Raw genomic sequence first — 23,186 nt, 5'->3', positions numbered from 1 at the left:
TTCGTAACCTCATATATAAAGATAGTCCTCCACTGCAAATTGCAGTGACAGTCCGTTATTTGTTCAATAACGACCCAGCAAAGAATGAAAGGGAAATCTATTTCTTCACTTCGGCAAATCGACCTTTCAAGCTGCTTCAACGCTTCCCTAGCTCCACAGTTTACTCATTCTTTTTGCGCCTCTACCTCATTTAAAATGAGGATTTTATATTTAGTCTAACTCCCAAACCATTTGAGTGAGGGAAAATGATTACGTAAAACTTTATCACAAAAATCTTTTTATCGCAATATGTTAATTTGCGGATTGCTTTGTAGTGTTTTGTGGATTTACTATTTTAGGTCGCTTCTTTTTAATTGGTACTGATAACCTAAACAGTATGTCCAAAAATGCTTTTGGATAAAAAGGTAAAAACGGCCATAGATAGGGTGTATTCATCGGTCTGATACTAACCATGAATAAAATTAATAGCGTAACACCAATCATGAAACCTGGTACCTTAAAAATAAATACTGCAAACAATAGGGCTAAACGTGAAAGTTTTAAAGCAATTCCTAATTCATAACTAGGTGTAGCAAAAGTTCCGATAGCTCCTAAGGCGACATACAAAATAACCTCAGGGATAAATAAACCAACATTTATCGCTATTTCTCCAATCAGTAATGCCGCGACTAACCCAAGCGCTGTAGCTAATGGTGAAGGCGTATGAATAGCTGCCATCCTAAGCAATTCAATACCTACTTCGGCAATAACGATTTGAGCAAATACCGGGACATTGGTCGTTTCGTTTGGACCTATAAATTCAAGTACCTCTGGCAACAAATTAGGTTGCATGACCATTAAAAGCCATAATGGTAAAATGAATAAGGCGAAGATCATCCCCGAAAAACGGACCCATCTTAAAAATGTCCCTACTAAAGGCGCTTGCCTAAATTCTTCTGCATGTTGGACATGATGAAAAAAAGTCGTTGGTAAAATAATAACACTTGGAGATGTATCTACGTATACAACGACATGTCCCTCTAGTAAGTGGGTTGCTGTTACGTCAGGGCGTTCTGTGTAACGGACAAGCGGAAACGGATTTAAGCCTTGTTTAACAATATATTCTTCTACTACTTTATCAGCCATTGAAATTCCGTCAATATTTATTCCTTCAAGCTCTTTTTTCACAGTCTCAATGTACTCAGGATCGGCAATATCTTTTATGTAGGCAATACATATATCCGTTTTTGATCGAACACCTACTTGAACAATTTCGTGCCTTAAGCGTTCATCTCTAATTCTTCTTCTTGTTAGGGCTGTGTTTACGATTAAGTTTTCCGTAAAGCCATCTCTAGCACCTCTAACAACTCTCTCTGTATCAGGTTCGTCAGGTCCTCTTCCAGGATAACTTCTTACATCAACTAGTATTGCTTCTGTCTCATCTTCAATTAAAATAACGATAAGACCTGCAAGTAATTGATCAACCGCTTCATTCAATAGCTTGACACGTTCAACTTGTACATGCGTTAAGCGGTTTTCAATTTGTTCCTTTATTCTAACTTGTTTCTTTTCCGTCGCATCCAAAAACATTAATTCTTTTAGCACTTCGATAATAAACGCACTATCACAAAGGCCATTTAGAAAATAAATTTGTAGTTCCTTATCTAAAATCGAAAGTTTTCTAACACCGATATCGAAGGTTGTACCGATCCCTAACGTTTCTTTTAAATAATTCTCATTTTCAACCATTCTTCTTGAAACACTTTGTTTTATATTTTCAATACTGTTTTTTTCAACAATCTCGTTAGTCACAGTTGTTGCTCCTTTCTAGAATAAGTTCTACAGCTTTTCTTGTAATCGGAGCCCCCCTCCCAACATCATCTTTCCCTGCCATTTTACCGATATCACCAATCCCAATAATAAAAGGTATCGCTAAATCGTTTAAATTGTATACTGTATCTCCATTAATTCTTCCCAATTCTATATCTGGAAGGCCGAATTTATCCACACCATATTCCGTCAAATTACCATTCCGGTCAATACTTACATCGACTCTTGTCCACTCACTATCATGAGTTTTTGAAGCCACTGCAATTGCGCCAATAATTTCCAAATCGTTATGCGTTGCTACATAACGCATTGCTTCCTCGCCTGGCCCCTCTTCTGTATAGCCACAATCATCAAACATGACTAAGACTGGATCATGAGGAGTTTTTTTGATTAGATTTACTAAATCCTCACCAGATAATTTGCTCGGATTCCCCCAGGAACTTGTGATACACCGTCCGCCAATTTGTTTTGCAACAATCTCAACAGCCCTTCTGGCGGAGTCATCACCATCAGTTATTAAAATGACCCTTTTTTTGTTATTTCCCATGGTTTCATCCTTTCGGTTTAAAAAATATAGCTACTAAAAAGCCAAATAATATTGCTGATGAAATACCAGCTGATGTCACTTCAAAAATTCCCATACCGATCCCTAAGAACCCAGACTTTTCTGCTTCCGCCATAGCTCCATGGACAAGAGAGTGACCAAAGCTAGTAATTGGAACAATGGCTCCTGCACCAGCAAAATCAATAAGCCGATCATAAAGGTGGAAACCGTCTAAAAGTGCGCCAATGACAACTAATGAACTCATGACGTGAGCGGGGGAAAACTTAAAAAAGTCCAACATTAACTGACCTATTACACAAATTAGTCCACCAACAGTAAAAGCAACAACATATTCCACCACGCTCCCCCCCTATTTTTTCTACTTTCAACTAAGATTTCAGTATTATTTAAACTAGTTTGCGTATTCGAATGAAACACCATGGGCAATGCAAGGGATTGATTCTTTTTGTTGTACCATTAATGGATTTAATAAGGCACCTGTTGCAACAATTAACACACGTTTTAGGTTCCCTCGCTTTATCTCATTAAATAAATGACTAAACGTGACAACAGCAGAACATGCACAGCCACTTCCACCAGAAAATACCTTTTGGTCCTGACTATAGATTAAAATTCCACAATCTTGATGAACTTTTGCTATATCAAAACCTTGATCTAACAACAAAGTTTTCAGTATTGGTGAACCTACCCTCGATAAATCTCCAGTTACAATTGCATCATAATCTTCAGGAATTCGGTTTAAATCAGTTAAATGAGTTTTAATCGTATCAGCAGCTGCTGGTGCCATTGCTGCCCCCATATTAAATGGGCTTGTTATGCCAAAATCAATTACTTTTCCTACTGTTGCCGTTTCTATCCTTATATTGGATTTTTTTTTACTTATATATGCAGCTCCAGACCCTGTTACTGTATACATAGCTGTTTCTGGCTTCTGTCCACCAAACTCTGTAGGATATCGAAACTGTCGTTCAGCAGTGGCAAAATGACTACTAACTGCAGCAACAACATGGTTAGCAAAGTTGCCGTCTATTAATACTGAAGCAAGTAAAACAGCTTCCATCGAAGTTGAACAAGCATTAAATAAACCAAAAAAGGGAATCTCTTTTTCTCTCGCTACATAACTTGCAGTTATATTTTGATTTAATAAGTCTCCGCCTAGGAAGAAGTCGATTTCTTCATTTTTTTTATTTGCTTTTTGAAGACAGAGGTCGATTGCTTCTGACATTAGTTTCCTTTCAGCTAATTCCCAGGTTGCTTCACCACAATACAATTCATCATAGGCTTTGTCATATGAACCTTGAAGTGGTCCATCCCCCTCTTTTGGACCAACTACCGTTGCAGTACTTTCAATAAAAATGTCACTTTTAAACGTTAGTGTTTGCTTACCCATTACGTACCTCAACTCCAATCAAGAAATTAGCGTTTGTACGAGTAGACGAATCATGCTGACGATATAAGCTGAAACGACTCCAAAAACAATTACTGCCCCTGCAATTTTAAACATATTTCCTGCTATCCCTAAGACAACACCCTCACTTTTATGTTCTAGAGCACTACTAGTGATTGCATTCGAAAACCCTGTTACAGTAGCGATAGAACCCGCTCCTGCAAATTGACCGATACGATCATAACAGCCAAAAGCTGTTAAAATTGCAGCAATAAAGATTAGTGTTCCAATCATTGCACTAGCAACGGTTTTTTCAGTTAAATCTAAGTAATAAATATAAAAATTTGCAATACCCTGTCCTAGCGCACAAATCAACCCACCCACTAAAAAAGCTTTAAAGCAATTTTTAATATAATGTGGTTTTCGTTGAAATGGCTCAATTTTTTTTTTATATTTTTTTTTATTTTTATCTAATTGTTTTTGATCCATAGATATCTCCTCTTATCTGTCAACGAAATATATCCAATGAAATAACGAACCAAATATTTTACCAAGAACAATTGCCATAAATAAATAAATGATTTTTTCAACTACACCTACCCGCTTGGCCAGGATTGGAAACACATTCAGTACTTCGGTTAATGCTGCCGCTAACATACCGACAAAAACACCTGCGAAAAGACCAATAATTAACAAAAAATATGCAGATAGATTAAACAATGGTTCTCTTAAGCTAAACCATGAACCAGTTATCGCTCCAACAACTACTCCCCATTCATAAAGTTTGATATAGTTTTTCGTTTTCGAAAGTTGCGTTAATCTCGGCACAATTCCTAATACTGTTAAAAAAGCAACAAGCCCACTACCTACAGCCACTCCCCCAGCTAAACCGATGATTACAACAAAGAAATAGTTAATGACCATTGAGTTTTTTTTCACTTTCACTATTTTCATGAATTGAAATGTAATGATCTAAAGCTTGTTGATAATTAAACATTTCCACTTCCATTGGGCTCGGTTCTTCATTTATTCGTTTTTTAAATAAATGATTAAAAAATAAGACCATTCCAACACCAAGACCAATTGAATACGGAATTTGTAGCATTAGCGGCTTAGCATTTTCTTCACCTGTAATAATTCGATATAGCTTTTGATGCACTTCCTGCATACTTACATCTTCATGAAAATTCATTACGGCAAGGCCTGCTCCAATGAATAGTAATACCCAAACAACCATAAAAAATAATGGTTTAAACCTAGTTTGTGAGTAGAAAACTTCTACTATTGTTTGAGCCGCTCCCATTGTCTGGATTTCAATTTCAGGAAGAGTCTTATTGACCGCCCTTATCACTTTCATTACGTCAATGACAATTAACTTTCTATCTTCAGGCTTCACTTGATGAATAACAATATTTCCTACCAAGGAGCGGGTTTCATCATTGGCAACAATTTGTGCAATATCGCCAATTTTTAGATTTTGTGAAGGAAGAGCTTGAACACGATGTCGCATCCTTACATAAACGATATCCTTTTTCAATAATACGTTCCCCTCCTTAATAAGTAAGAAGTTGGATTAAATACTTTTATTTATATAGTATGGATGGAATACTCGTTTCTCATGCATTTTTGGGGGAAGTGAGAAAATTTAGGGGCTGATAAAACTGAACAAGTAGACAGCAAATAAAAGACCAAATGGCTAGTCCTCCATTTGGTCTTTTATTTGCTGTAATATTTTTTTCTCTAATCTTGAAACTTGTACTTGGGATATTCCTAGGCGGTTTGCGACCTCTGATTGTGTTTGATCTTTAAAATAGCGAAGGTAGACAATTAAGCGTTCACGTTCATTGAGATGACGGATCGCCTCTTTTAAAGCAATTTTATCAAACCACTTGTGCTCTGATTGGTCAGCAATTTGATCTAGCAATGTGATAGGATCTCCATCGTTTTCATAAACTGTCTCGTGAATGGAAGAAAGACTTCTACTTGCTTCTTGTGCAAAAACAACTTCTTCAGGAGTTATTTCAAGCTTCTCAGCGATTTCGGCAACTGTTGGAATACGTCCTAAAGTTTTGGAAAGCTCATCTTTCATTTTCCTAATTTTATTAGCTGTTTCTTTTAATGAGCGACTAACTTTAACAGTTCCATCATCTCTTAAAAAACGCTGAATTTCCCCAATGATCATTGGTACTGCATAAGTGGAAAATTTTACATCATAAGATAAGTCAAATTTATCTACAGATTTAATTAAACCGATGCAGCCAATTTGAAATAAATCTTCTGGATCGTATCCTCTATTCAAGAAACGTTGTACAACTGACCAAACTAATCTTGTATTTCGGTTTACAATCATATCACGTGCATCTTGGTTGCCTTCTTGACTCCTAGCAATCAATTCTTTTACTTCTTTATCCGTTAAGTATGCTTCCTTCTTTTCTTTTTTAACCTCCACATCCATAAGCAGAACCCCTTAATTGCATAAAGCTTTACTATTTGTTAGTAACTTTGTTAAATGAATGGTTGTCCCTGCAAAAGGGTTTGAAACAACTTTTACATCATCCATAAAGTTTTCCATAATCGTAAAGCCCATGCCAGATCTTTCCAACTCTGGTTTGGTTGTGTACAATGGTTGCCTAGCTTCATCGATGTCATCGATACCAATACCTTCGTCTTTAATTGTAATTTGAACAATATCGTTTTCTAACGTTACTGAAATATAAACAATACCATCAGGATTATTGTCGTAGCCATGGATAATAGAATTTGTGACAGCTTCGGAAACAACAGTTTTAATTTCTGTTAATTCATCCATCGTTGGATCAAGTTGAGCTACAAATGCGCCAACAGTTACACGGGCAAACGATTCATTTTTACTTTGGGCTGAAAATTGAAGTTCCATAAAATTTCTCATCTTAGGCCACCCCCAATGTTTCCAATGCAAACTGCTCGTTGTCAGCTAATCTAATAATTTTGAATAAACCTGACATATCCATTAACCGCTTGATTGGAGGTGTAATCGAGCAGATCACCATTTCGCCACCATTATTCGAAATTTGTTTATAACGGCCTAATATAACCCCTAATCCCGAACTATCCATAAAGGTTAAGTTTTCCAAATTTAAAACTAAATGCTTATATTTACCTTTTTGTAATTGTTCATCTACTTCGTTTCGAAGCAATTCACTCGTATGATGATCTAATTCACCATCAATTCTTACACAAAGTATCGTGTCTTTTTTCTCCATATTAATGGTCAAGCTCACTATCACTCACTCCTTAGATAAACTTTTCAATCAACAACATCCTAATAATAGAATTAATGTTGTATAGAAAAGGTTTTCGATAAAGATGAGCCTCAATCCTTCTTCATGACAAAACTAGTTAGTATTCGGCAATAAATATATAAAAACACTTCTTTTCGTCAAATTTATGAACGGCCGCCAAATTTTGCAGTTGTTCGTTTAAATAATTGCCACCATGTAGCAACTCCAATGTCTTCATTTGCAACCAATGGTACCTCTAATAGTACAGTGCCCTCTTTCTCAAGACGAAGTGTTCCGAGTTGATCACCTTTTACTATTGGTGCTTTTAAACCTTTGTTTAGGTTAACTATTTCTTCTACGTTTTCAATACTCTCACCTTTTTTAGTTAACACCGAAACGCTTTCTGAAGTTACGACTTCTACCGTTGACTTTTGGCCCTTACTTAATTTTGAGGTAGTTATGACATGCCCACGATCGTATAATTTGTGGGTGATATATTGACTAAAAGCATAATCCAACATTTCTGTCACTTGGCGATTTCGATCTTTAGGTGTTTGAGCACCCATAACAATAGTAATCACACGCATACCATTTTTCTTTGCTGTTACTGTTAGGCAATATTTTGCCTCCCTTGTATAGCCCGTTTTCAAGCCATCAACACCAGGGTAAAACTTCACTAATTTATTCGTATTAACTAACCAGAACTTCTTATCAGTATTTTGCCGTAAATAATCTTCATACACGCTTGTATAGGTTAATATATCCTCGTACTTCAATAATTCCTTTGAAATTACAGCTAAATCATAGGCAGTCGTATAATGATTTTCGGCCGGTAATCCATTCGAATTCATAAAGTTTGTATTAGATAGCCCTAACGACTTTGCTTTATCATTCATCATTATCACGAAATTTTCCTCAGAACCTGCCAAATGTTCTGCCATTGCAACCGAAGCATCGTTTCCTGAAGCAATTGCGATTCCTTTTAACATTTCTTCTACAGTCATTTCCTCGCCGACTTCTAAGAAAATTTGCGATCCTCCCATTGAAGCCGCTCTTTCACTCGTACGAACTTTTTCATCGAGAGTAATTTTCCCTTGATCAAGCGCCTCCATAATGAGAAGCATTGTCATTATTTTCGTCATGCTAGCAGGTGGTAACTTTTCATTACTATTTTTTTCAAATAATATTGCACCTGTGTCTCTTTCCATTAATATTGCAGATGATGACTCTTTTGCTAATTGTACCTTTCCTTCTTCAGCAAAGGCAGTTACTTGAAAACTTGATAATAATAGTGTAATTGCTAAAAAACGAACAAAAAAATCCCTCATAGTTATTTTCCCTCCATTCCTATTCTCTAGCATTTTTTCCACTTACATCTTTTTTATACAACTAATGGAAAAAATAGTTTTGAATTGTTTTCTAGTATTCAAACAAAAAAAGATGTCTATCAGCTTTCAATAAAGAAGGCTGTGACATCTTTTTTTACATTTTGGGATAACTATCTAATCTCTTTATAGATTAGTGTAGGGGGCTTAACTTTCTTGGGAGTAACAGTGTACGATTCGTACACTCTTCTTATAACCTCGTCAACATTTGCTTCGTTGCTATGAAGTGAAACCAATGCCTCGCCTGCCTCTACGTAATCACCGACTTTTTTGCGGAGTTCAATACCCACTGCTAAATCAATGACTGATTCTTTTGTAGCACGGCCTGCACCTAATAGCATAGCCGCCACACCGATCTTATCTGCGACAATGTTTGATAGGTAGCCCGACTCTTTAGCTGGAACATCAATTTGAAATTGGGCTGTCGGAAGCTTTGTTACATCATCTACGACAGATGGATCTCCACCTTGGGCTAATAAAAACGTTTTTAAAGTTTCTAAGCCTTTTCTAGTAGTTATAGCATCTTCTAGTAGAAGACGAGCTTCTGCTAATGTATTTGTTTTTCCGGCAAGCAAGACCATTTGACTTCCTAAACTTAGGCAAAGCTCCAATAGGTCTTTGGGACCTTCTCCTTTTAACGTATCAATAGCTTCTTTTACTTCAAGAGCATTACCAATGGCAAAGCCCAAAGGCTGACTCATATCAGAAATGATCGCGATTGTATTTCTACCTAGGTTGTTTCCGATGTCCACCATCGCTTTTGCAAGTTCTTCTGCTTGACTTAAGTCTTTCATAAATGCTCCTGCTCCTGTTTTTACGTCCAGAACGATCGCATCAGCACCTGAAGCAATTTTTTTACTCATAATTGAGCTCGCAATTAAAGGAATTGAATTAACTGTTGCCGTAACATCTCTAAGCGCATAAAGTTTTTTATCGGCTGGTGTTAAATTACCGCTTTGCCCAACTACAGCAACTTTATTTTTATTTACAAGGTCTGTGAATTGCTGACTTGTTATTTCTACAGAAAAACCTTTTATAGCTTCTAGTTTATCAATCGTACCACCTGTATGCCCTAAACCTCGACCACTCATTTTTGCTACAGGAACACCGACACTGGCTACTAACGGTGCGAGAACCAAAGTAGTAGTATCGCCTACACCACCTGTGCTATGTTTATCTACTTTAATGCCTTCAATAGCTGATAGGTCTATTTGATCACCAGACTCCACCATTGCCATCGTAAGAGCTGCTCGTTCTTGATCCGTCATATTCTGAAAGTAAACTGCCATCGCAAAAGCACTCATTTGGTAATCGGGGATTTCTTCACATGTGTAGCCTTTTATGATAAATTCTATTTCTTCTTTACTAAGCTCTTTACCGTCACGTTTTTTTTCGATTAGATCAACCATTCTCATAGCTCTCACCCTTTTTTCAGTGTAGAATGACATTGCTTAAGCTCTCATTAGTTCATTTCTTTGACAATCTCTTTTACGAAACTTAAAAAGTTCTCTCTAACCTTTTCGGTTGTTTCGATAACTTCGTCATGAGTTAATGGTTGATCTAGAATGCCGGCTGCCATATTTGAAATACATGAAATACCTAGTACATCGAGGTTACAATGTCTTGCAACAATAACCTCAGGTACAGTAGACATACCAACAGCGTCTCCACCTAACATACGAAGCATTCTAATTTCCGCAGGTGTTTCATATGAGGGACCTGTATTTCCGACATAAACACCTTCTTTAATTGCGATATCTAATTGATGAGCCACTTGTTTTGCTAATGATATATACTTTTTGCTATAAGCAGTGGACATATCAGGGAAGCGGACCCCTACATCTGGATCATTCGGACCAATTAGTGGGTTGTCTCCGAAGTTATTTATATGATCAGTTATGACCATTAAATCCCCAGGAGTAAAGTTTTCATTAATTCCCCCTGCTGCATTTGTAACAATAACTGTTTTTACGCCCAGTTCTTTCATTACTCGGACTGGAAACGTTACTCTTTCTAATGAATAACCTTCATAAAAATGAAATCTACCTTGCATCGTAATGACTTGCTTGCCTTGAAGTGTACCTATGACAAGTTGGCCTGCATGCCCTTCTACAGTTGAAACGGGAAAACCTGGAATTTCGTTATACGGTATTTTGATTGGATTTTCAATTTCATCCGCTAAAACTCCTAAACCAGAACCTAATATTAAGCCTATTTCTGGGAGCACCGAAACTTTTTTTCTTAAAAATTTAATTGTATTATTCATTTTTTTCACGTCCTTTTCGTATCTCTTCTAGAAAACTTTTCCCAAATTGCGGCATCTTCACATTGAAATTATCTGCAATTGTAGCACCAATATCTGCAAACGTATTTCTAATTCCAAGGTCAAAAACTTGTTTCGCATCTTTCTCATAAACAATTAACGGAACATATTCTCTTGTGTGGTCAGTTCCAGGATGTACAGGGTCATTTCCATGATCTGCGGTAAGTATTAATAAATCACCGCTCGTTAGTTTCTCTAATACTTCAGGCAATCTTGCGTCGTATTCCTCTAATGCTTTACCATAACCAATTGGATCACGACGGTGCCCGAATAACGCATCAAAGTCAACTAAATTTAAGAAACTTAGTCCCGTAAAGTCCATTTCAATGGTTTCAACTAATTTATCCATGCCATCCATATTAGAAACTGTCCGTAATGATTTTGTAATTCCCTCACCATCATAAATATCAGAGATTTTCCCTATAGCAATCGAATCATACCCCGTATCTTTAAGCTCATTCATCACTGTACGGCCAAATGGCTTTAGCGCATAATCATGGCGATTAGACGTACGTTTCCAAGCACCTTGATGACCTAGAAAAGGACGAGCAATAATTCTACCTACCATATATTTTTCATCTAACGTTAGCTCTCTAGCGATATTGCAAATTTTATAAAGTTCTTCAATAGAGACAACATCTTCATGAGCTGCAATTTGCAATACAGAGTCTGCGGAAGTATAGACAATTAATGCGCCTGTATCAACGTGCTCTTGACCAAGCAAATCTAATATTTCCGTTCCTGACGCAGGAATGTTTCCAATGATTTTTCTACCTGTTTTAGTTTCTAATTCATCAATAAGTTCTTTCGGAAATCCGTTAGGGAATGTCCTAAATGGCGTGTCTATACGAAGGCCCATAATTTCCCAATGACCAGTCATTGTATCTTTACCATTAGATACTTCTGCCATTTTCCCGAAGTGTGCAAGTGGAGTTTCCGCTTTTTTAATCCCTTGTATTTCGCTAATATTGCTTAATCCTAACTTTGCCATATTTGGCATATGTAAACCATTCATTCTTTCTGCAATATGTCCTAATGTATTAGATCCGACATCACCGAACCTTTCTGCATCTGGTGCCTCACCAATCCCTACCGAATCCATGACAACTAAAAAAATTCTTTTGTACGTATAATTACTCAAAAGTATTACCTCCTATTTAAACTCATGTTACATCCCTACTAATTTACAGCTTACTATTCCCGATTAACAAAAAAATAATAAAATATAAGCCCATACCTATTATATAAATTGGTCTGAGGTCAGACAACCATTTTCGCTTGTATATTTTAAATTTTATCGAAAAGTTTTGAAATTCGAGACATTTAAAAAAAAAATTGAAGTCCTTTATGCGCGCGGATGAAAATGTGCATAGACATCTTTTAACCTTGCTTTGGAAACATGGGTGTAAATTTGAGTTGTGGATATGTCAACATGCCCCAACATTTCTTGAACAGCACGTAAATCTGCCCCATTTTCTAATAAATGAGTTGCAAAAGAATGTCGTAAAGTATGAGGTGTTAATTCTTTTTCGATTTTCGCTTCCTTACTAACTTTCTTTAAAATCTTCCAGAAGCCTTGTCGAGATAAACTTTCACCATGATGGTTTACAAACAAAAAATCATGCTCCTTTCTTTTCATTAAACTCTTTCTAGACTGGGTTATATACTTACTTAATGCTTCCGTAGCTAACTTTCCAATAGGAATAATTCGCTCTTTATTCCCCTTCCCGAAACAACGGATAAAGCCCATAGATAAATGAACGTCCTGAAGTTTTAAGGAGCAAAGCTCAGATACCCGAATACCAGTAGCATATAGTAGCTCTAGCATTGCTTTATTCCGAACATCAAATGGAGAAGCAGAGTTAGGCGAAGATAATAGCGTATCTACTTCCTCTGAGGATAATACTTTCGGTAATTTTCGCTCTTGTTTGGGAGTTTCAATATGTACAGAAGGGTCAGTTGTCGTTTCCTTCTCTCGCAACAGAAATTGATGAAAAGAACGAACAGAAGCTATTGTTCTAGCAATTGTTGTAGAAGCCTGGCCTTGCTCCTTTAGAAAAAACAGATAGTTCATAATAACAATCCGAGTAACATCATTTAGGGATGTCATTTGCTCTACATTTATTAAGTATTGGCTGTATTTTGTAAGGTCTCTACGGTATGAAACAACTGTGTTTTTGGCTAAACCTTTTTCAACTATAATAAAGTGGAGAAAGTCTTCTATTTGATTTTTCATAATAACTCCTTATTCCAAACGATTACTCACCAAAATGATAGAAAAACAAAAGCCGATCCAATAATTGGTTTTTGTCGATATTATCACTCATTTGAACAACCTTGACAGCTCTACCTTTTGGCTCATCATAACGATGGTAACTTTCATATTCCTGACTCACCCATAGAATACCATAATAAAACAATAACGTGCACCCCATAAATAAGAGGAATACGCGAATTGTCTCCCATGTAACCGAAAAAAAGTTTTTATACATTTGCTGTCCTCCTAAGGTCGAAATCTCTTTAGTACAAGATATGCCAAAAAGAAGAAGCTCTATACCTTAATTTTTGAATTATCACTAGTTATTCTCAAAAGTGTATTAAACAGCTATCAATCTAACGTGCGAATTTAGCAAAAATAAAAAAACTGTCCCGATGGAAAGTATCAGTCACCTCGCATACTATAAATAGAGTTTGTACATACATACACTTCTATCTATAGTATAACTTCGAGGTGCTCTGACACTTATGGGACAGCCTTATTCAGGTTTATTCTCTTGACAGCGGCTACATATACCATGAAATGTAAGTCGATGATCTTTAACTTGAAAGTTCCACTGTTCTTCAACAATTTTTTCAACATCGCCTAATAAGTCTTCTTGAATCTCATCAACCGCTCCACACTCAATGCATACTAAATGATGGTGAAAATGTGCCGCTCCTTCTTGACGTAAATCGTAGCGAGAAACACCATCACCAAAGTTAATTTTATCAACAACTTTTAATTCACTAAGCAATTCTAATGTTCGATAAACTGTCGCTAGTCCTATTTCAGGAGATTTCTCTTTAACTAATAGATAAACATCCTCTGCACTTAAGTGATCCTCTTCGTGCTCTAATAGCACCCTAACTGTCGCTTCCCGTTGCGGAGTAAGCTTGTAGCTTTGAGAATGCAACTGTTTTTTTATACGTTCTATTCTTTTTTCCATACTCTCTTATGCCCCTCCCGAAAAGCCGATTACATGGTTCAATTATACTCAATAAACGAAAAGGGGTCAAATTAAAATCATTATAAAAAATATATTATAATAATTATTTTTTAGTAAAAAATTTAATTTAACATGAATTACATCCAATTAACGACCATTCTCATTAAGTTCGGAGACACATAAGCTTCAAAAGCAGAAGCAACTGCTAAAACAGCTCCTATACATAAAACTAATGCTGAATATCTTAAAAACTGTTGAAAGATTGGCTCATGGCTCCGCTTAATAAATTGCTGACGAATCATTTTTAGTGAAAAAGATACTGAAGCGGTAGCAATAATAATAAACGCTGGTACTAAAATGAAGTTTTGTGGCATTATAGAAGCAAAAGATAATAAAAACCCCGACATCCCTAATTGGTTTACTAAAAAGCCAACTGTAAAACCAACGACTACACCTTTTATGAATAGTAATATTAAAACAATCGGTAGACCGATGATTGACAAGCCTAGCACCCACATTAATCCAATATATTTTACATAATGAGCAAAACTTTGCGAAAACATCGCCGCTGAATCAGCGAGTTGTCCATTTGCTACTTGTCCAAAAAACTGAGTTAAATAAATATGTAAATCTTGTCTCTGACTAAGACTTAAACTATTTACTATGATTGCTCCAAATATAATCCCTATTAAAAATAACACGATTGTAAAAATGTAAATTGGACGATTATCTTCTATATGATAGGCAATTATTTGCCTAATTCCACTTGCCTTCCTTCTCATCGTTCTCCTCCTCATTTTTCATAGTAAGATGAGCCTTTCTACTTCACTCTATGAAAAAAAATCATTTCCTATGACAATTTAATAGAAAATGATTTATGAAAAGAGGTTTTTAATTTTTCTACAGTGCTCAAAATTGTATATTTTTTTGGATTAATTCATTTATTAGCAATAGAAACTGTTCCATTGTTACTTTACCTTCCCGTACTTTCCACCACCCCCAGTAGTAAACTTAAGCTGTCCAGTACGAGCTTTTAGTATATAGTCTACAATTTTACTTGAGACAACTTCTTCAAGCTCTTCTTTCGTTACAAAGTGGATGATATTCATTTCCGTTCTATACTTTTCTCTTAATTTCTCTAATGTTTTAGGACCTAAACTAGGTATAAATTGCAAAGGAACTTGGTGAACATAGGGCGGTCGTTTTTGCTTTGTTCCATCATTCTGATACAGAGCTAACTCATTAATTCTTGCCGCAACCCCTTTTGTAAACTGTTGGTGACCGCACCTAGAACAAACAAGTGATGATACGTCGCTTTTCGCTTCTAAACAACGTTCACAAGTTGTTTGATAATATTTTCCTAGCAGTGGATTTAACCCGTAATTTGCTCCAATCTTTCTGCCAGCTTCTCCATGTATCGCCTTTGCTAGCTCCGTAAAACTAGGTTGCTTCATTTTTATTTTTTGATATTCACGAGCAATGTTTGCTAATGAATGCGCATCTGAATTCGTTAAAAACGCAAAATGCGATAATTCCTTTACTTTTTCTGCCATCATAGTGTCTGAACTAAGGCCCAGTTCGATCGCATCAATTAGACTGAGATCGAAGACTTCTGTAACACTTTTTTCAACACCTTTACCGTAGAGGCTTTTAAAAGGAGTAAAAACATGTGCGGGAATAAATAACCCTCCAAGTTGTTTAACTTTTTGTTGAAGAGTTCTACCCTCCTCGTAAATTCGTTGAGTGCTTAAACTTACATTCGTTACTCTTTTAGATAACCAATCTGAAAACTGTTCCATTGTTTTAATGTAAGGAAAATAAACGAGAACATGGATCGGTCCTTTACTCGATTTATCAAACACTTCAATTTCTGTGCCCAAAATTATTGAAATTTTGCCTTTATAACATAGTCCACCTTCATCGTTTTCAATGATGTCCCCTTTTAATACAAGTTGTTTTAATTGCAGTATAATTTCCGGAACATGGCAATCTATGATTCCAATTAAATCAAGCCCCTTTACATCAGCCGATGTATTTAAGACATTTTCTAATGTAAGTGATTTTGAGGCTGTAATTTTCACCGGTTTTCCTGTCGACGTTATCCCTAAATGAATATGTAAATCAACAAAAAATGATTTCAACTTAAGTTAAGCCACCTTTAAGCTTTAAAAATTGGATTGCATAAACTGTTTTTGCATCATGGATGATTTGTTGTTCTATTAATTTCTCTGCTTCTTGTAATGAAATTTCCATGACTGATAAAAATTCATCTTCATCACAATTTATTTCACCGATTTCAATTTGATCGGTAAAATAAATATGGATTAATTCGTCAGCAAAGCCTGGAGAAGTATAAAACGACGTAATAAATTTTATGTTTAACGCTTTGTACCCTGTTTCTTCTTCAAGTTCTCGCTTTGCACACTCTAATGGATCTTCACCTATTTCTAACTTCCCTGCAGGTATTTCAACAATCGTTTTTTCTAATGGTTTGCGGAACTGTTTAACTAATAATATTTTGTTTTCTTTCGTTAGTGCAATAACAGCTACTGCACCAGGATGATTGATTATTTCTCGTTTACTAGTCTTTCCATCCGGAAGCTCAACATCCTTTACAACTAAGTCAATAACTCTTCCACTAAAGATAGGCTTAGTAGATATAGTTTTTTCATAAAATTCATCTTTCATTTATTACCCTCTCCTTTTCCTGTTTAAATATTTGAAGACTATTCAGAATTTAATTGGCGTTTCAACAAAAGTTTAGTCTTAAAAATTGTTTTCTCTCATATAGTTTACCATAGCTTGTCCGCGCACAAGCAAATTGAGAGGAGACGTAAAGCATGAAAATATATGTTCAAGAACAAAAAGTTACGCTAGTCGGAAAAGCTTGGGAAATTAAATATATGCTCAAAAAATATATGAAACAATATAAAACCGTCCAGGAATGGATCGATAGCCAAAAACCAAAGTATTAAATTTATTGATGAGACTCTGTTATGACTGATTGTAAAGCTGCAGCAACTCCGCGGAAAAAAATTGGATCATCTCGATAGTCCCTACCCATTGTCTTTATTGGTAGAGGGCTACTGTTTATACAATGATTAATTAGTCCATCTAGCCGTTCCATTGGTACCCATAGAACCTCATGTCTTTGACCAATTGCTTCTACTTGTTTCATAATCTTTTCCTTAATAACTCCTTCGATTACTGGGAGTGGTAAGATACTGTTTACGTAGGTGAATTTCGTCAGTGGAGTTATGGTATGATGGCTAATTCCAAGATGACGTTTTCTCTTATCCTTTTCAGATAATCTCGGAACCCACACAGGGATGCCCCCTAAACTCCCAATAATGTTTGCCCAATTCGCTTGTTCAATTCCACTAAAGCCATGGATCGTCCCAGTACCAACTACCCCTGGACCTAATGTCACAAAAATAATGTCGCCTTTTAAAACATCGGTTGCAAACTGCAAGGCCGTAGGAAGATTAACAGCCTCATACGTGCCACCAAAAGCTTGGCCAATTGTAATTGTAACAAAGCGTTCATCTTTTTTTAATGCACGGACATGCCTACTGAAACTTAGTGGAATACTTGCTTCATCACTAATGATGACCACCATTTTCCCACCTTTTTTTAAGTAATCCATTCCCCAAAAGCAAATAGGTATCATACTATGTAGTTCGCCAATTAATACTTTTTTCCCTTGCAATGTAAATGGTTGATTAAACAGATGATGATAGCCACTTTCTTGAGCTTCAACTGCATTGACCGAAAGTTGATTTGGTAAGTATCTCGCTTTCATAATATGTCCATTAGAAAGCGTTTCTTCTTTCGGATTTGCTCCAATAATTGAAGTAACAATATCTATTCCACCTGTTCCTAGATTAAGCTTTGTTGAAGTACTATTAACAATCACCTCATCAGCAACTCTTGCTCTTGGAGTAATTGAGAGATATATAAGCGCTTTCTGTGCTCCTGCTGATGTTTTTAGTATTTGGATTTCTTCATCTTCATATAATATATCTTCAACAGTAACTTTGGTTTCTATATACATAACAAAAACTCCTCTTGAATTATCATAACTCCTCAAACCATTATTTCCTTTCAACTACGAAATAACCATCTTAAATTTGAAATCCTATACATTCATTGCTATTGTTAAAAAAGATGAAATATGTATAGGAGTTGATGTAATGGAAAAAAGACAGATTGGAAACTCTCATTTATTCGCTTCAACAATCGGGCTTGGATGTATGTCCTTAAATAACAGTAGTAAAGAAAGTGTCTATATTTTAGATAAAGCGATTGAAATGGGTGTGAACTATTTTGATACAGCTGATTTATATGACTTCGGGGAAAATGAGCTAATAGTAGGTGAAGTTTTAAAGGGACAACGCCAAAATATCATCCTCGCTACGAAAGTAGGTAATGACTGGAGCTCTTCAAAAACAGGCTGGTCTTGGAATCCTTCAAAAACATATATTAAAGAGGCTGTCAAGGCTAGTTTAAGAAGATTACAAACCGATTATATCGATTTATATCAGCTCCATGGTGGTACAATTGAAGATCCAATCGAAGAGACGATTGAGGCATTTGATGAACTAGTTCAAGAAGGGTTGATACGTTATTATGGTTTATCATCAATTCGTCCTAATGTCATAAGAGAATATGTTGATAAATCAAATATAGTTAGTGTAATGATGCAGTATAGTATGCTTGACCAGCGACCTGAAGAAGAAATAATGCCACTTTTAGCACATCATAATATAAGCTTGGTTAGCCGTGGGCCACTTGCAAAAGGACTTTTAACTGAAGCCTTTAAAACAAAATTAAACGAAGAAGGGTACTTAAACTACTCTAGAACAGAACTAGAAGCGTTTCTTACAAGCTTACAACAATTGGCCCATCAACACGATTACGAACTCCAGGAATTGGCACTCCATTATTGCTTAGGAAATAGTCCAACCGCTACTGTTACACCAGGAGCAAGAACAATGCAACAACTCCTAGAAAATCTTGCAGCAACACAAAAGCCTCAACTATCTATTGAGTTAGTTAAACAACTAAAAGAACTATTAAAACCAAGCGTTTACAATGCACACAGATAATTAGTCCCTAAAACGATTTAAACTTTTCGATTAACCTGCAGTCAGCAACACTGCTAAACTAAAAAAACTTATCGATAGAAGCATCGTAAGAAACATATAGAGGACTGCTTTTCTTAACTTCCCTTCTCGAAGTAAGAGTATCGTTTCTATACTAAAGGTAGAAAAAGTAGTGAAAGCTCCAAAAAATCCAAGACCAACGAATAAGAAGATTGGTGCTTCATATAGTACGGTCGGTTCATAATTTGAAAAATACTTCCCTAAAAATAACCCCAATCCTGTTGAGCCAATTACATTAACGACCAACATTGCCATTGGGATGGGCGGATGCGGGATTCTCTTCATGAAGTATAGCCCTATTCCATACCTAAACATCGCACCAAGAGCTCCACCTGTCATCACTAAAAGGATATTCAATTTGTCTCACCTGCTTTTTTTGTAAATTGATAGTGATAGCTTAGTTTTTCACCTAATATGTATCCAACAAAAGCTAGAGTTACACCACCGAATATTGAGGCACCAAGATAAATGATTGCATAGCTTTGGGTAGTTGCGAAAAGACCAAAAAAATCTGCACTGAGCGTCGACATTGTCGTAAACCCACCGCAAAAGCCAACACCAAGTCCTGTTCTCCATAACTCATTCACATTTTTATGAACAAGGTAGCCAGTAATAAAACCGAGAATTAAACTACCAAATAAATTCTCCAAAAACGTTCCAAAAGGAAAAATCAAATCAACAGTTTGAATGTTAATAACATAGCGAAATAACGTACCAAGAGCTCCTCCTACGCCAACAACCAAAAATGTTAATAATAATCTTCTATTCATGTAATCTCTTCTCTCTATCAATTGTATTTCTTAAAGTATAGAGAACGAACGACCAGTTTTCAACATTTGTTTCCATCATTATTAAATACAAATAAAGTAAAACAGCTTTATTATTACTACTTTATTTGCTAGAATGGTAATCAGTATTTTTTTATATTAGAAAGGATGACATTATGTCTATATTACATGCTATTATTTTTGGAATTGTTCAAGGTATAACGGAATTTTTACCTATTTCTAGTACTGCCCATATTATTATTACACAACTTATTTTAGGAACTCCCTACCCTGGACTAGCATTTGAGATCTTCTTACATATTGCCTCTATATTAGCTGTGGTCATTTACTTTAGAAAAGATTTAATCGCCGTAATCATTGGATTTTTTAGCTATTTCAAAACAAGATCAGCGGAAAATAGAGTTCACTTCCTATTTGCCATCTATATTATCATAGCTACTCTTATCACAGGCGTTTTGGGAATTTTACTGAAAGATTTTGTCGGAGATACAATGAAGACCCCTGCTTTCATGGCTGTAACGTTAATGATTACTGGACTTGGGTTAATTTTTATTGAAAAGTTTCATCGCTATGGAAATCGAACGGAAAAAGAAATGACATTTCTTGATTCGATTATTGTCGGTCTTGCCCAAACTTTAGCTGTTTTACCAGGAATTTCACGATCCGGTGCCACATTAATTGCGGCCCTTCTAACTGGTTTAGAACGAGATACAGCAGTCCGCTATTCTTTTTTACTCGTTATACCAGTGATTTTAGGCTCAACAGTGTTAGCCGTTGGTGATGTCAGTAAAGATATCTTCGCATCAATTGGAGCACCTGCTCTAATCGTAGCATTCATCACTACTTTTATCTTTTCTTGGTTAGGGATTGTTTGGTTGATTGATTTCTTAAAAAGAAGTAAGTTAATTTATTTTGCTATTTATTGTTTCGTAGTAGCGATTTTAATTTTCCTATTCATTGAACCTACAACAATTATGGAAGTATAGGTGGTGCCAGGCACCTTAACAGTAAAAGGGCTGCCTCAAAATGAGACAGCCCTTTTACTAATTAAATGTTTTATCGAATGATTCTCTTATCGCTTTACTATTAAGATCAATCCCAATAAGTATTAAACACGGTTCTAATGTTGAAGCTTCTTTTATCCTAGTCATTTTTAATTGTTTCGATGCATATTGGAATTGAAACAAGCCAGCTGATTCCGTCAATTTTATAATACCCTTGCCACGAATGATTGTCTCTGGGAGCTGCTGTAACCATTGATCGAGTCTAATTCGATCAATATCGTTATTGACGTCAATTTTAATCGCTTGAAATGAGTGATTATCGTCATGACTATGATCTTCACAATGATGTTCCGCTGTACAACCACATTTACCTTGTTTTATAGGGGCATTACGCTCAATTTTAACTCTTCTTTCTAAAACTTGTTCGATATCAACATCCGCGTAGCTTGCTTCTACTAAAGGTGTATCATCCCTTTTTAACTCTTCGATTTTTTTCCTGACTTTTTTAGAGCTTTTTTCATTTATTAAATCAATTTTGTTTAATATTATATAGGAACTAGTCGTAACTTGAGATTTTAATATCGTTCGAACTTCTTTTGAACTTGAAAAGATGCTTTGGTACTCTAAATACTTACTGCCATCAACAACGTTTATAACTGAGTATAAATCAAGGGCATCAATTAAAAGTGGATCTGTTAAAGCTTCGACGATCTCTAATGGATTAGCAATCCCTGTTCCTTCTATTAGCAACAAATCAGGAACTTCCTCTTCACTTAATTGTGTTAAAAAAGAATGTAACTCTTTCGTGAAATCTCCTTGGATTGAGCAACATATACAGCCGTTAAGCATTTCTAAGACATGATCATCACGAAATAAATCCTGTTCAACATTCGTTTCGCCAATTTCATTTAAGACAATTGCTGGCTTTATCTTTTTTTGCTTACAGTAGGATAGTAGATTTTGCAAAACAGTTGTTTTCCCACTTCCTAAAAAACCCGTAATAATATAAGCAGGTACTCTCTTTTTCATAATGTCCTCCAAAATAACGAATTAACCTTAATTTAGCATAAATTTAATAAAAACACAAATAGGAATGATTACTATTTGAGAGAAGGAATATTCAGGAGCATTCTAAAGTTGGTTATTTTATGGTAGAATACTAGATAGTATGTTTATGCTAGTTCTAGCGTCTAGTATTTACGTGAATTCGCTAATTCTAAATTAATATAAAATAGGAGTAGATCCGTATGAACATAAAAGAATCCGTTACCTCTTTAACAAAAGATTTACTCGGTGTAGCCTTATTACTCGTATTTTTAATGCTATTTTTTAACATAGAGAAGATTAAAGGTTCTGTTACCTCTGCAAACATACCTGATAGTTTTGTAAATGTAAATACAATTTTTATTAGCATTATTATTGAGGCTTTTCCATTTATTTTATTAGGCGTATTTGTTTCAGCATTAATTCAAATTTATGTTTCCGAAGATACGATTCAAAGGTACCTTCCTAAAAATGCGATAGCAGCTCTTATACCAGCTGCTATCCTCGGTGCCATCTTTCCAATATGTGAATGTGCAATTGTTCCTGTTGTAAGAAGATTAATTAAAAAGGGAATGCCACTTCATGTCGGAGTCGTTTTTTTAGTTGGAGCACCTATATTAAACCCTGTTGTATTTGCTTCCACTTATTATGCGTTCAGGTCAAATCCAACAGTTCTTTATTCTCGAATGGGACTTGCTTTTATTTTAGCGATTGTTATTGGTGCAATCATCTATTTCTTCTTCCGCAAAAATAGTGATCAGTTAAAGTGGAGTAAAGAAGAACTAATTGGCAAACAAGTAACGCAAGTAAGCATTTCTACTAAACAGCCAAACCGAATAAAACAAACGATGTATCACGCTGCAGATGAATTTTTTATGATGGGAAAATATTTAATTGCTGGTGCCTTTATTGCAGCACTTTTCCAAACATTTTTAGACAGAAGTCTCCTCCAAGCACTAGGATCAAATGAATATTCTGCAACATTTGTAATGATGGCATTTGCGTATGTATTGTCGCTATGTTCAGAAGCTGATGCGTTTGTAGCTGCGTCTTTTGCAAATAATTTTACAACTAGTTCCATTATTGCCTTTTTAGTATATGGACCAATGCTCGATTTAAAAAATACAGTTATGCTACTCGCATTCTTTAAGACTAAATTTGTCTTAGTATTTATGGCAACCGTAACAATTGTTGTGTTTATTTCCGTAATATTATTACATTTTTTCGTCTTATAATTGTCGGTAATTTAT

28 protein-coding genes and 1 riboswitch are annotated in these 23,186 nt (G+C 35.6%); of the genes, 4 read left to right on the top strand and 24 right to left on the bottom strand.

Translation table 11 applies throughout. From position 1 onward, the window contains the following. Positions 1 to 14 precede the first annotated feature (14 nt). Positions 15 to 192: riboswitch (Lysine riboswitch) on the bottom strand. A 99-nt stretch (positions 193 to 291) separates the two neighbouring features. The 20 genes from ACK4M9_RS20300 to ACK4M9_RS20205 form a co-directional block, all read right to left on the bottom strand. Then, complete coding sequence (locus ACK4M9_RS20300) at positions 292 to 1,728, bottom strand: spore germination protein (protein ID WP_409854558.1); 1,437 nt, start codon at positions 1,726 to 1,728, stop codon at positions 292 to 294. 55 nt (positions 1,729 to 1,783) lie between these two features. Beyond that, positions 1,784 to 2,356: a stage V sporulation protein SpoVABEA gene (gene spoVAEA / locus ACK4M9_RS20295; RefSeq protein ID WP_409854537.1), complete on the bottom strand. Its 573-nt coding sequence runs from the start codon at positions 2,354 to 2,356 to the stop codon at positions 1,784 to 1,786. A gap of 4 nt (positions 2,357 to 2,360) precedes the next feature. After that, the gene (gene spoVAE / locus ACK4M9_RS20290) at positions 2,361 to 2,711 is read right to left on the bottom strand and encodes a stage V sporulation protein AE (protein ID WP_409854535.1); all 351 of its coding nucleotides are present in this window, start codon (positions 2,709 to 2,711) and stop codon (positions 2,361 to 2,363) included. 54 nt (positions 2,712 to 2,765) lie between these two features. Beyond that, positions 2,766 to 3,764, bottom strand: a complete 999-nt coding sequence (spoVAD, locus tag ACK4M9_RS20285; RefSeq protein WP_409854533.1) for a stage V sporulation protein AD — start codon at positions 3,762 to 3,764, stop codon at positions 2,766 to 2,768. A gap of 18 nt (positions 3,765 to 3,782) precedes the next feature. Next, positions 3,783 to 4,250, bottom strand: a complete 468-nt coding sequence (gene spoVAC / locus ACK4M9_RS20280) for a stage V sporulation protein AC (protein ID WP_409854531.1) — start codon at positions 4,248 to 4,250, stop codon at positions 3,783 to 3,785. A gap of 12 nt (positions 4,251 to 4,262) precedes the next feature. Beyond that, a complete protein-coding gene (locus ACK4M9_RS20275; protein WP_409854557.1) occupies positions 4,263 to 4,685 on the bottom strand; it encodes a stage V sporulation protein AB in 423 nt (140 codons plus the stop codon). After that, positions 4,675 to 5,298 (bottom strand): stage V sporulation protein AA, encoded by a 624-nt coding sequence (locus ACK4M9_RS20270; protein WP_409854529.1) that lies wholly within the window; start codon positions 5,296 to 5,298, stop codon positions 4,675 to 4,677. The genes ACK4M9_RS20275 and ACK4M9_RS20270 overlap by 11 nt, the downstream gene beginning before the upstream one ends. A gap of 159 nt (positions 5,299 to 5,457) precedes the next feature. Beyond that, entirely contained in the window at positions 5,458 to 6,216 is a 759-nt protein-coding gene (gene sigF, locus ACK4M9_RS20265) for an RNA polymerase sporulation sigma factor SigF (protein WP_409854528.1), read from the bottom strand. 12 nt (positions 6,217 to 6,228) lie between these two features. After that, positions 6,229 to 6,669: an anti-sigma F factor gene (spoIIAB, locus tag ACK4M9_RS20260; RefSeq protein WP_409854526.1), complete on the bottom strand. Its 441-nt coding sequence runs from the start codon at positions 6,667 to 6,669 to the stop codon at positions 6,229 to 6,231. Between the two features lies 1 nt (position 6,670). Then, positions 6,671 to 7,021 (bottom strand): anti-sigma F factor antagonist, encoded by a 351-nt coding sequence (gene spoIIAA, locus ACK4M9_RS20255; RefSeq protein ID WP_409854524.1) that lies wholly within the window; start codon positions 7,019 to 7,021, stop codon positions 6,671 to 6,673. Between the two features lie 164 nt (positions 7,022 to 7,185). After that, the gene (locus ACK4M9_RS20250) at positions 7,186 to 8,349 is read right to left on the bottom strand and encodes a D-alanyl-D-alanine carboxypeptidase family protein (protein WP_409854522.1); all 1,164 of its coding nucleotides are present in this window, start codon (positions 8,347 to 8,349) and stop codon (positions 7,186 to 7,188) included. A gap of 170 nt (positions 8,350 to 8,519) precedes the next feature. After that, complete coding sequence (locus ACK4M9_RS20245; RefSeq protein WP_409854521.1) at positions 8,520 to 9,821, bottom strand: pyrimidine-nucleoside phosphorylase; 1,302 nt, start codon at positions 9,819 to 9,821, stop codon at positions 8,520 to 8,522. 47 nt (positions 9,822 to 9,868) lie between these two features. Further along, positions 9,869 to 10,672 carry a purine-nucleoside phosphorylase gene (locus ACK4M9_RS20240; protein ID WP_409854519.1) on the bottom strand — a complete coding sequence of 268 codons (804 nt, stop codon included), beginning with the start codon at positions 10,670 to 10,672 and terminating at the stop codon, positions 9,869 to 9,871. Then, positions 10,665 to 11,870 (bottom strand): phosphopentomutase, encoded by a 1,206-nt coding sequence (gene deoB, locus ACK4M9_RS20235; RefSeq protein ID WP_409854518.1) that lies wholly within the window; start codon positions 11,868 to 11,870, stop codon positions 10,665 to 10,667. The genes ACK4M9_RS20240 and deoB overlap by 8 nt, the downstream gene beginning before the upstream one ends. 204 nt (positions 11,871 to 12,074) lie before the next feature. Next, the gene (gene xerD, locus ACK4M9_RS20230) at positions 12,075 to 12,965 is read right to left on the bottom strand and encodes a site-specific tyrosine recombinase XerD (RefSeq protein WP_409854516.1); all 891 of its coding nucleotides are present in this window, start codon (positions 12,963 to 12,965) and stop codon (positions 12,075 to 12,077) included. Between the two features lie 22 nt (positions 12,966 to 12,987). Continuing rightward, positions 12,988 to 13,221: a YqzK family protein gene (locus tag ACK4M9_RS20225; protein ID WP_409854515.1), complete on the bottom strand. Its 234-nt coding sequence runs from the start codon at positions 13,219 to 13,221 to the stop codon at positions 12,988 to 12,990. A 264-nt stretch (positions 13,222 to 13,485) separates the two neighbouring features. After that, positions 13,486 to 13,935, bottom strand: coding sequence for a ferric iron uptake transcriptional regulator (fur, locus tag ACK4M9_RS20220; protein WP_409854514.1), 450 nt, complete (start codon positions 13,933 to 13,935; stop codon positions 13,486 to 13,488). A 137-nt stretch (positions 13,936 to 14,072) separates the two neighbouring features. Next, positions 14,073 to 14,717 (bottom strand): stage II sporulation protein M, encoded by a 645-nt coding sequence (gene spoIIM, locus ACK4M9_RS20215; RefSeq protein ID WP_409854513.1) that lies wholly within the window; start codon positions 14,715 to 14,717, stop codon positions 14,073 to 14,075. 186 nt (positions 14,718 to 14,903) lie between these two features. After that, the gene (locus tag ACK4M9_RS20210; RefSeq protein ID WP_409854511.1) at positions 14,904 to 16,076 is read right to left on the bottom strand and encodes an endonuclease Q family protein; all 1,173 of its coding nucleotides are present in this window, start codon (positions 16,074 to 16,076) and stop codon (positions 14,904 to 14,906) included. A gap of 1 nt (position 16,077) precedes the next feature. Continuing rightward, positions 16,078 to 16,623, bottom strand: a complete 546-nt coding sequence (locus ACK4M9_RS20205; RefSeq protein ID WP_409854509.1) for an NUDIX hydrolase — start codon at positions 16,621 to 16,623, stop codon at positions 16,078 to 16,080. A 152-nt stretch (positions 16,624 to 16,775) separates the two neighbouring features. On the opposite strand from ACK4M9_RS20205, the gene mciZ reads away from it, so the two are divergent. Then, positions 16,776 to 16,910 (top strand): Z-ring formation inhibitor MciZ, encoded by a 135-nt coding sequence (mciZ, locus tag ACK4M9_RS20200; protein ID WP_409854507.1) that lies wholly within the window; start codon positions 16,776 to 16,778, stop codon positions 16,908 to 16,910. 2 nt (positions 16,911 to 16,912) lie between these two features. Here the strand turns inward: mciZ and ACK4M9_RS20195 are convergent, their stop codons facing one another. Further along, on the bottom strand, positions 16,913 to 17,989 hold the full coding sequence (locus ACK4M9_RS20195; RefSeq protein ID WP_409854506.1) for a DUF3866 family protein: 1,077 nt from the start codon (positions 17,987 to 17,989) through the stop codon (positions 16,913 to 16,915). Between the two features lie 139 nt (positions 17,990 to 18,128). Here ACK4M9_RS20195 and ACK4M9_RS20190 point away from each other — a divergent pair, with 139 nt between their 5' ends. Next, positions 18,129 to 19,043, top strand: coding sequence for an aldo/keto reductase (locus ACK4M9_RS20190; protein WP_409854504.1), 915 nt, complete (start codon positions 18,129 to 18,131; stop codon positions 19,041 to 19,043). Between the two features lie 30 nt (positions 19,044 to 19,073). Here the strand turns inward: ACK4M9_RS20190 and crcB are convergent, their stop codons facing one another. Together crcB and ACK4M9_RS20180 are read right to left on the bottom strand one after the other, a co-directional pair. After that, a complete protein-coding gene (gene crcB, locus ACK4M9_RS20185) occupies positions 19,074 to 19,457 on the bottom strand; it encodes a fluoride efflux transporter CrcB (RefSeq protein ID WP_409854502.1) in 384 nt (127 codons plus the stop codon). Beyond that, positions 19,454 to 19,870, bottom strand: coding sequence for a fluoride efflux transporter FluC (locus ACK4M9_RS20180; protein WP_409854500.1), 417 nt, complete (start codon positions 19,868 to 19,870; stop codon positions 19,454 to 19,456). The genes crcB and ACK4M9_RS20180 overlap by 4 nt, the downstream gene beginning before the upstream one ends. Positions 19,871 to 20,043: 173 nt before the next feature. On the opposite strand from ACK4M9_RS20180, the gene uppP reads away from it, so the two are divergent. Then, positions 20,044 to 20,874 carry an undecaprenyl-diphosphatase UppP gene (uppP, locus tag ACK4M9_RS20175; RefSeq protein ID WP_409854499.1) on the top strand — a complete coding sequence of 277 codons (831 nt, stop codon included), beginning with the start codon at positions 20,044 to 20,046 and terminating at the stop codon, positions 20,872 to 20,874. A 57-nt stretch (positions 20,875 to 20,931) separates the two neighbouring features. On the opposite strand, the gene ACK4M9_RS20170 is transcribed toward uppP, so the two are convergent. Next, positions 20,932 to 21,921, bottom strand: coding sequence for a CobW family GTP-binding protein (locus tag ACK4M9_RS20170; protein WP_409854497.1), 990 nt, complete (start codon positions 21,919 to 21,921; stop codon positions 20,932 to 20,934). 218 nt (positions 21,922 to 22,139) lie between these two features. Between ACK4M9_RS20170 and ACK4M9_RS20165 the strand changes: the two genes are divergently transcribed. Further along, positions 22,140 to 23,171 (top strand): permease, encoded by a 1,032-nt coding sequence (locus tag ACK4M9_RS20165; protein WP_409854495.1) that lies wholly within the window; start codon positions 22,140 to 22,142, stop codon positions 23,169 to 23,171. Positions 23,172 to 23,186: the final 15 nt, after the last annotated feature.

This window comes from Anaerobacillus sp. (genome assembly GCF_046314235.1).
Classification (GTDB): Bacteria; Bacillota; Bacilli; order Bacillales; family Anaerobacillaceae; genus Anaerobacillus.
The sequence above is the reverse complement of the archived record's forward strand: the minus strand, read 5'-3'. Positions and strand labels throughout refer to the sequence as shown.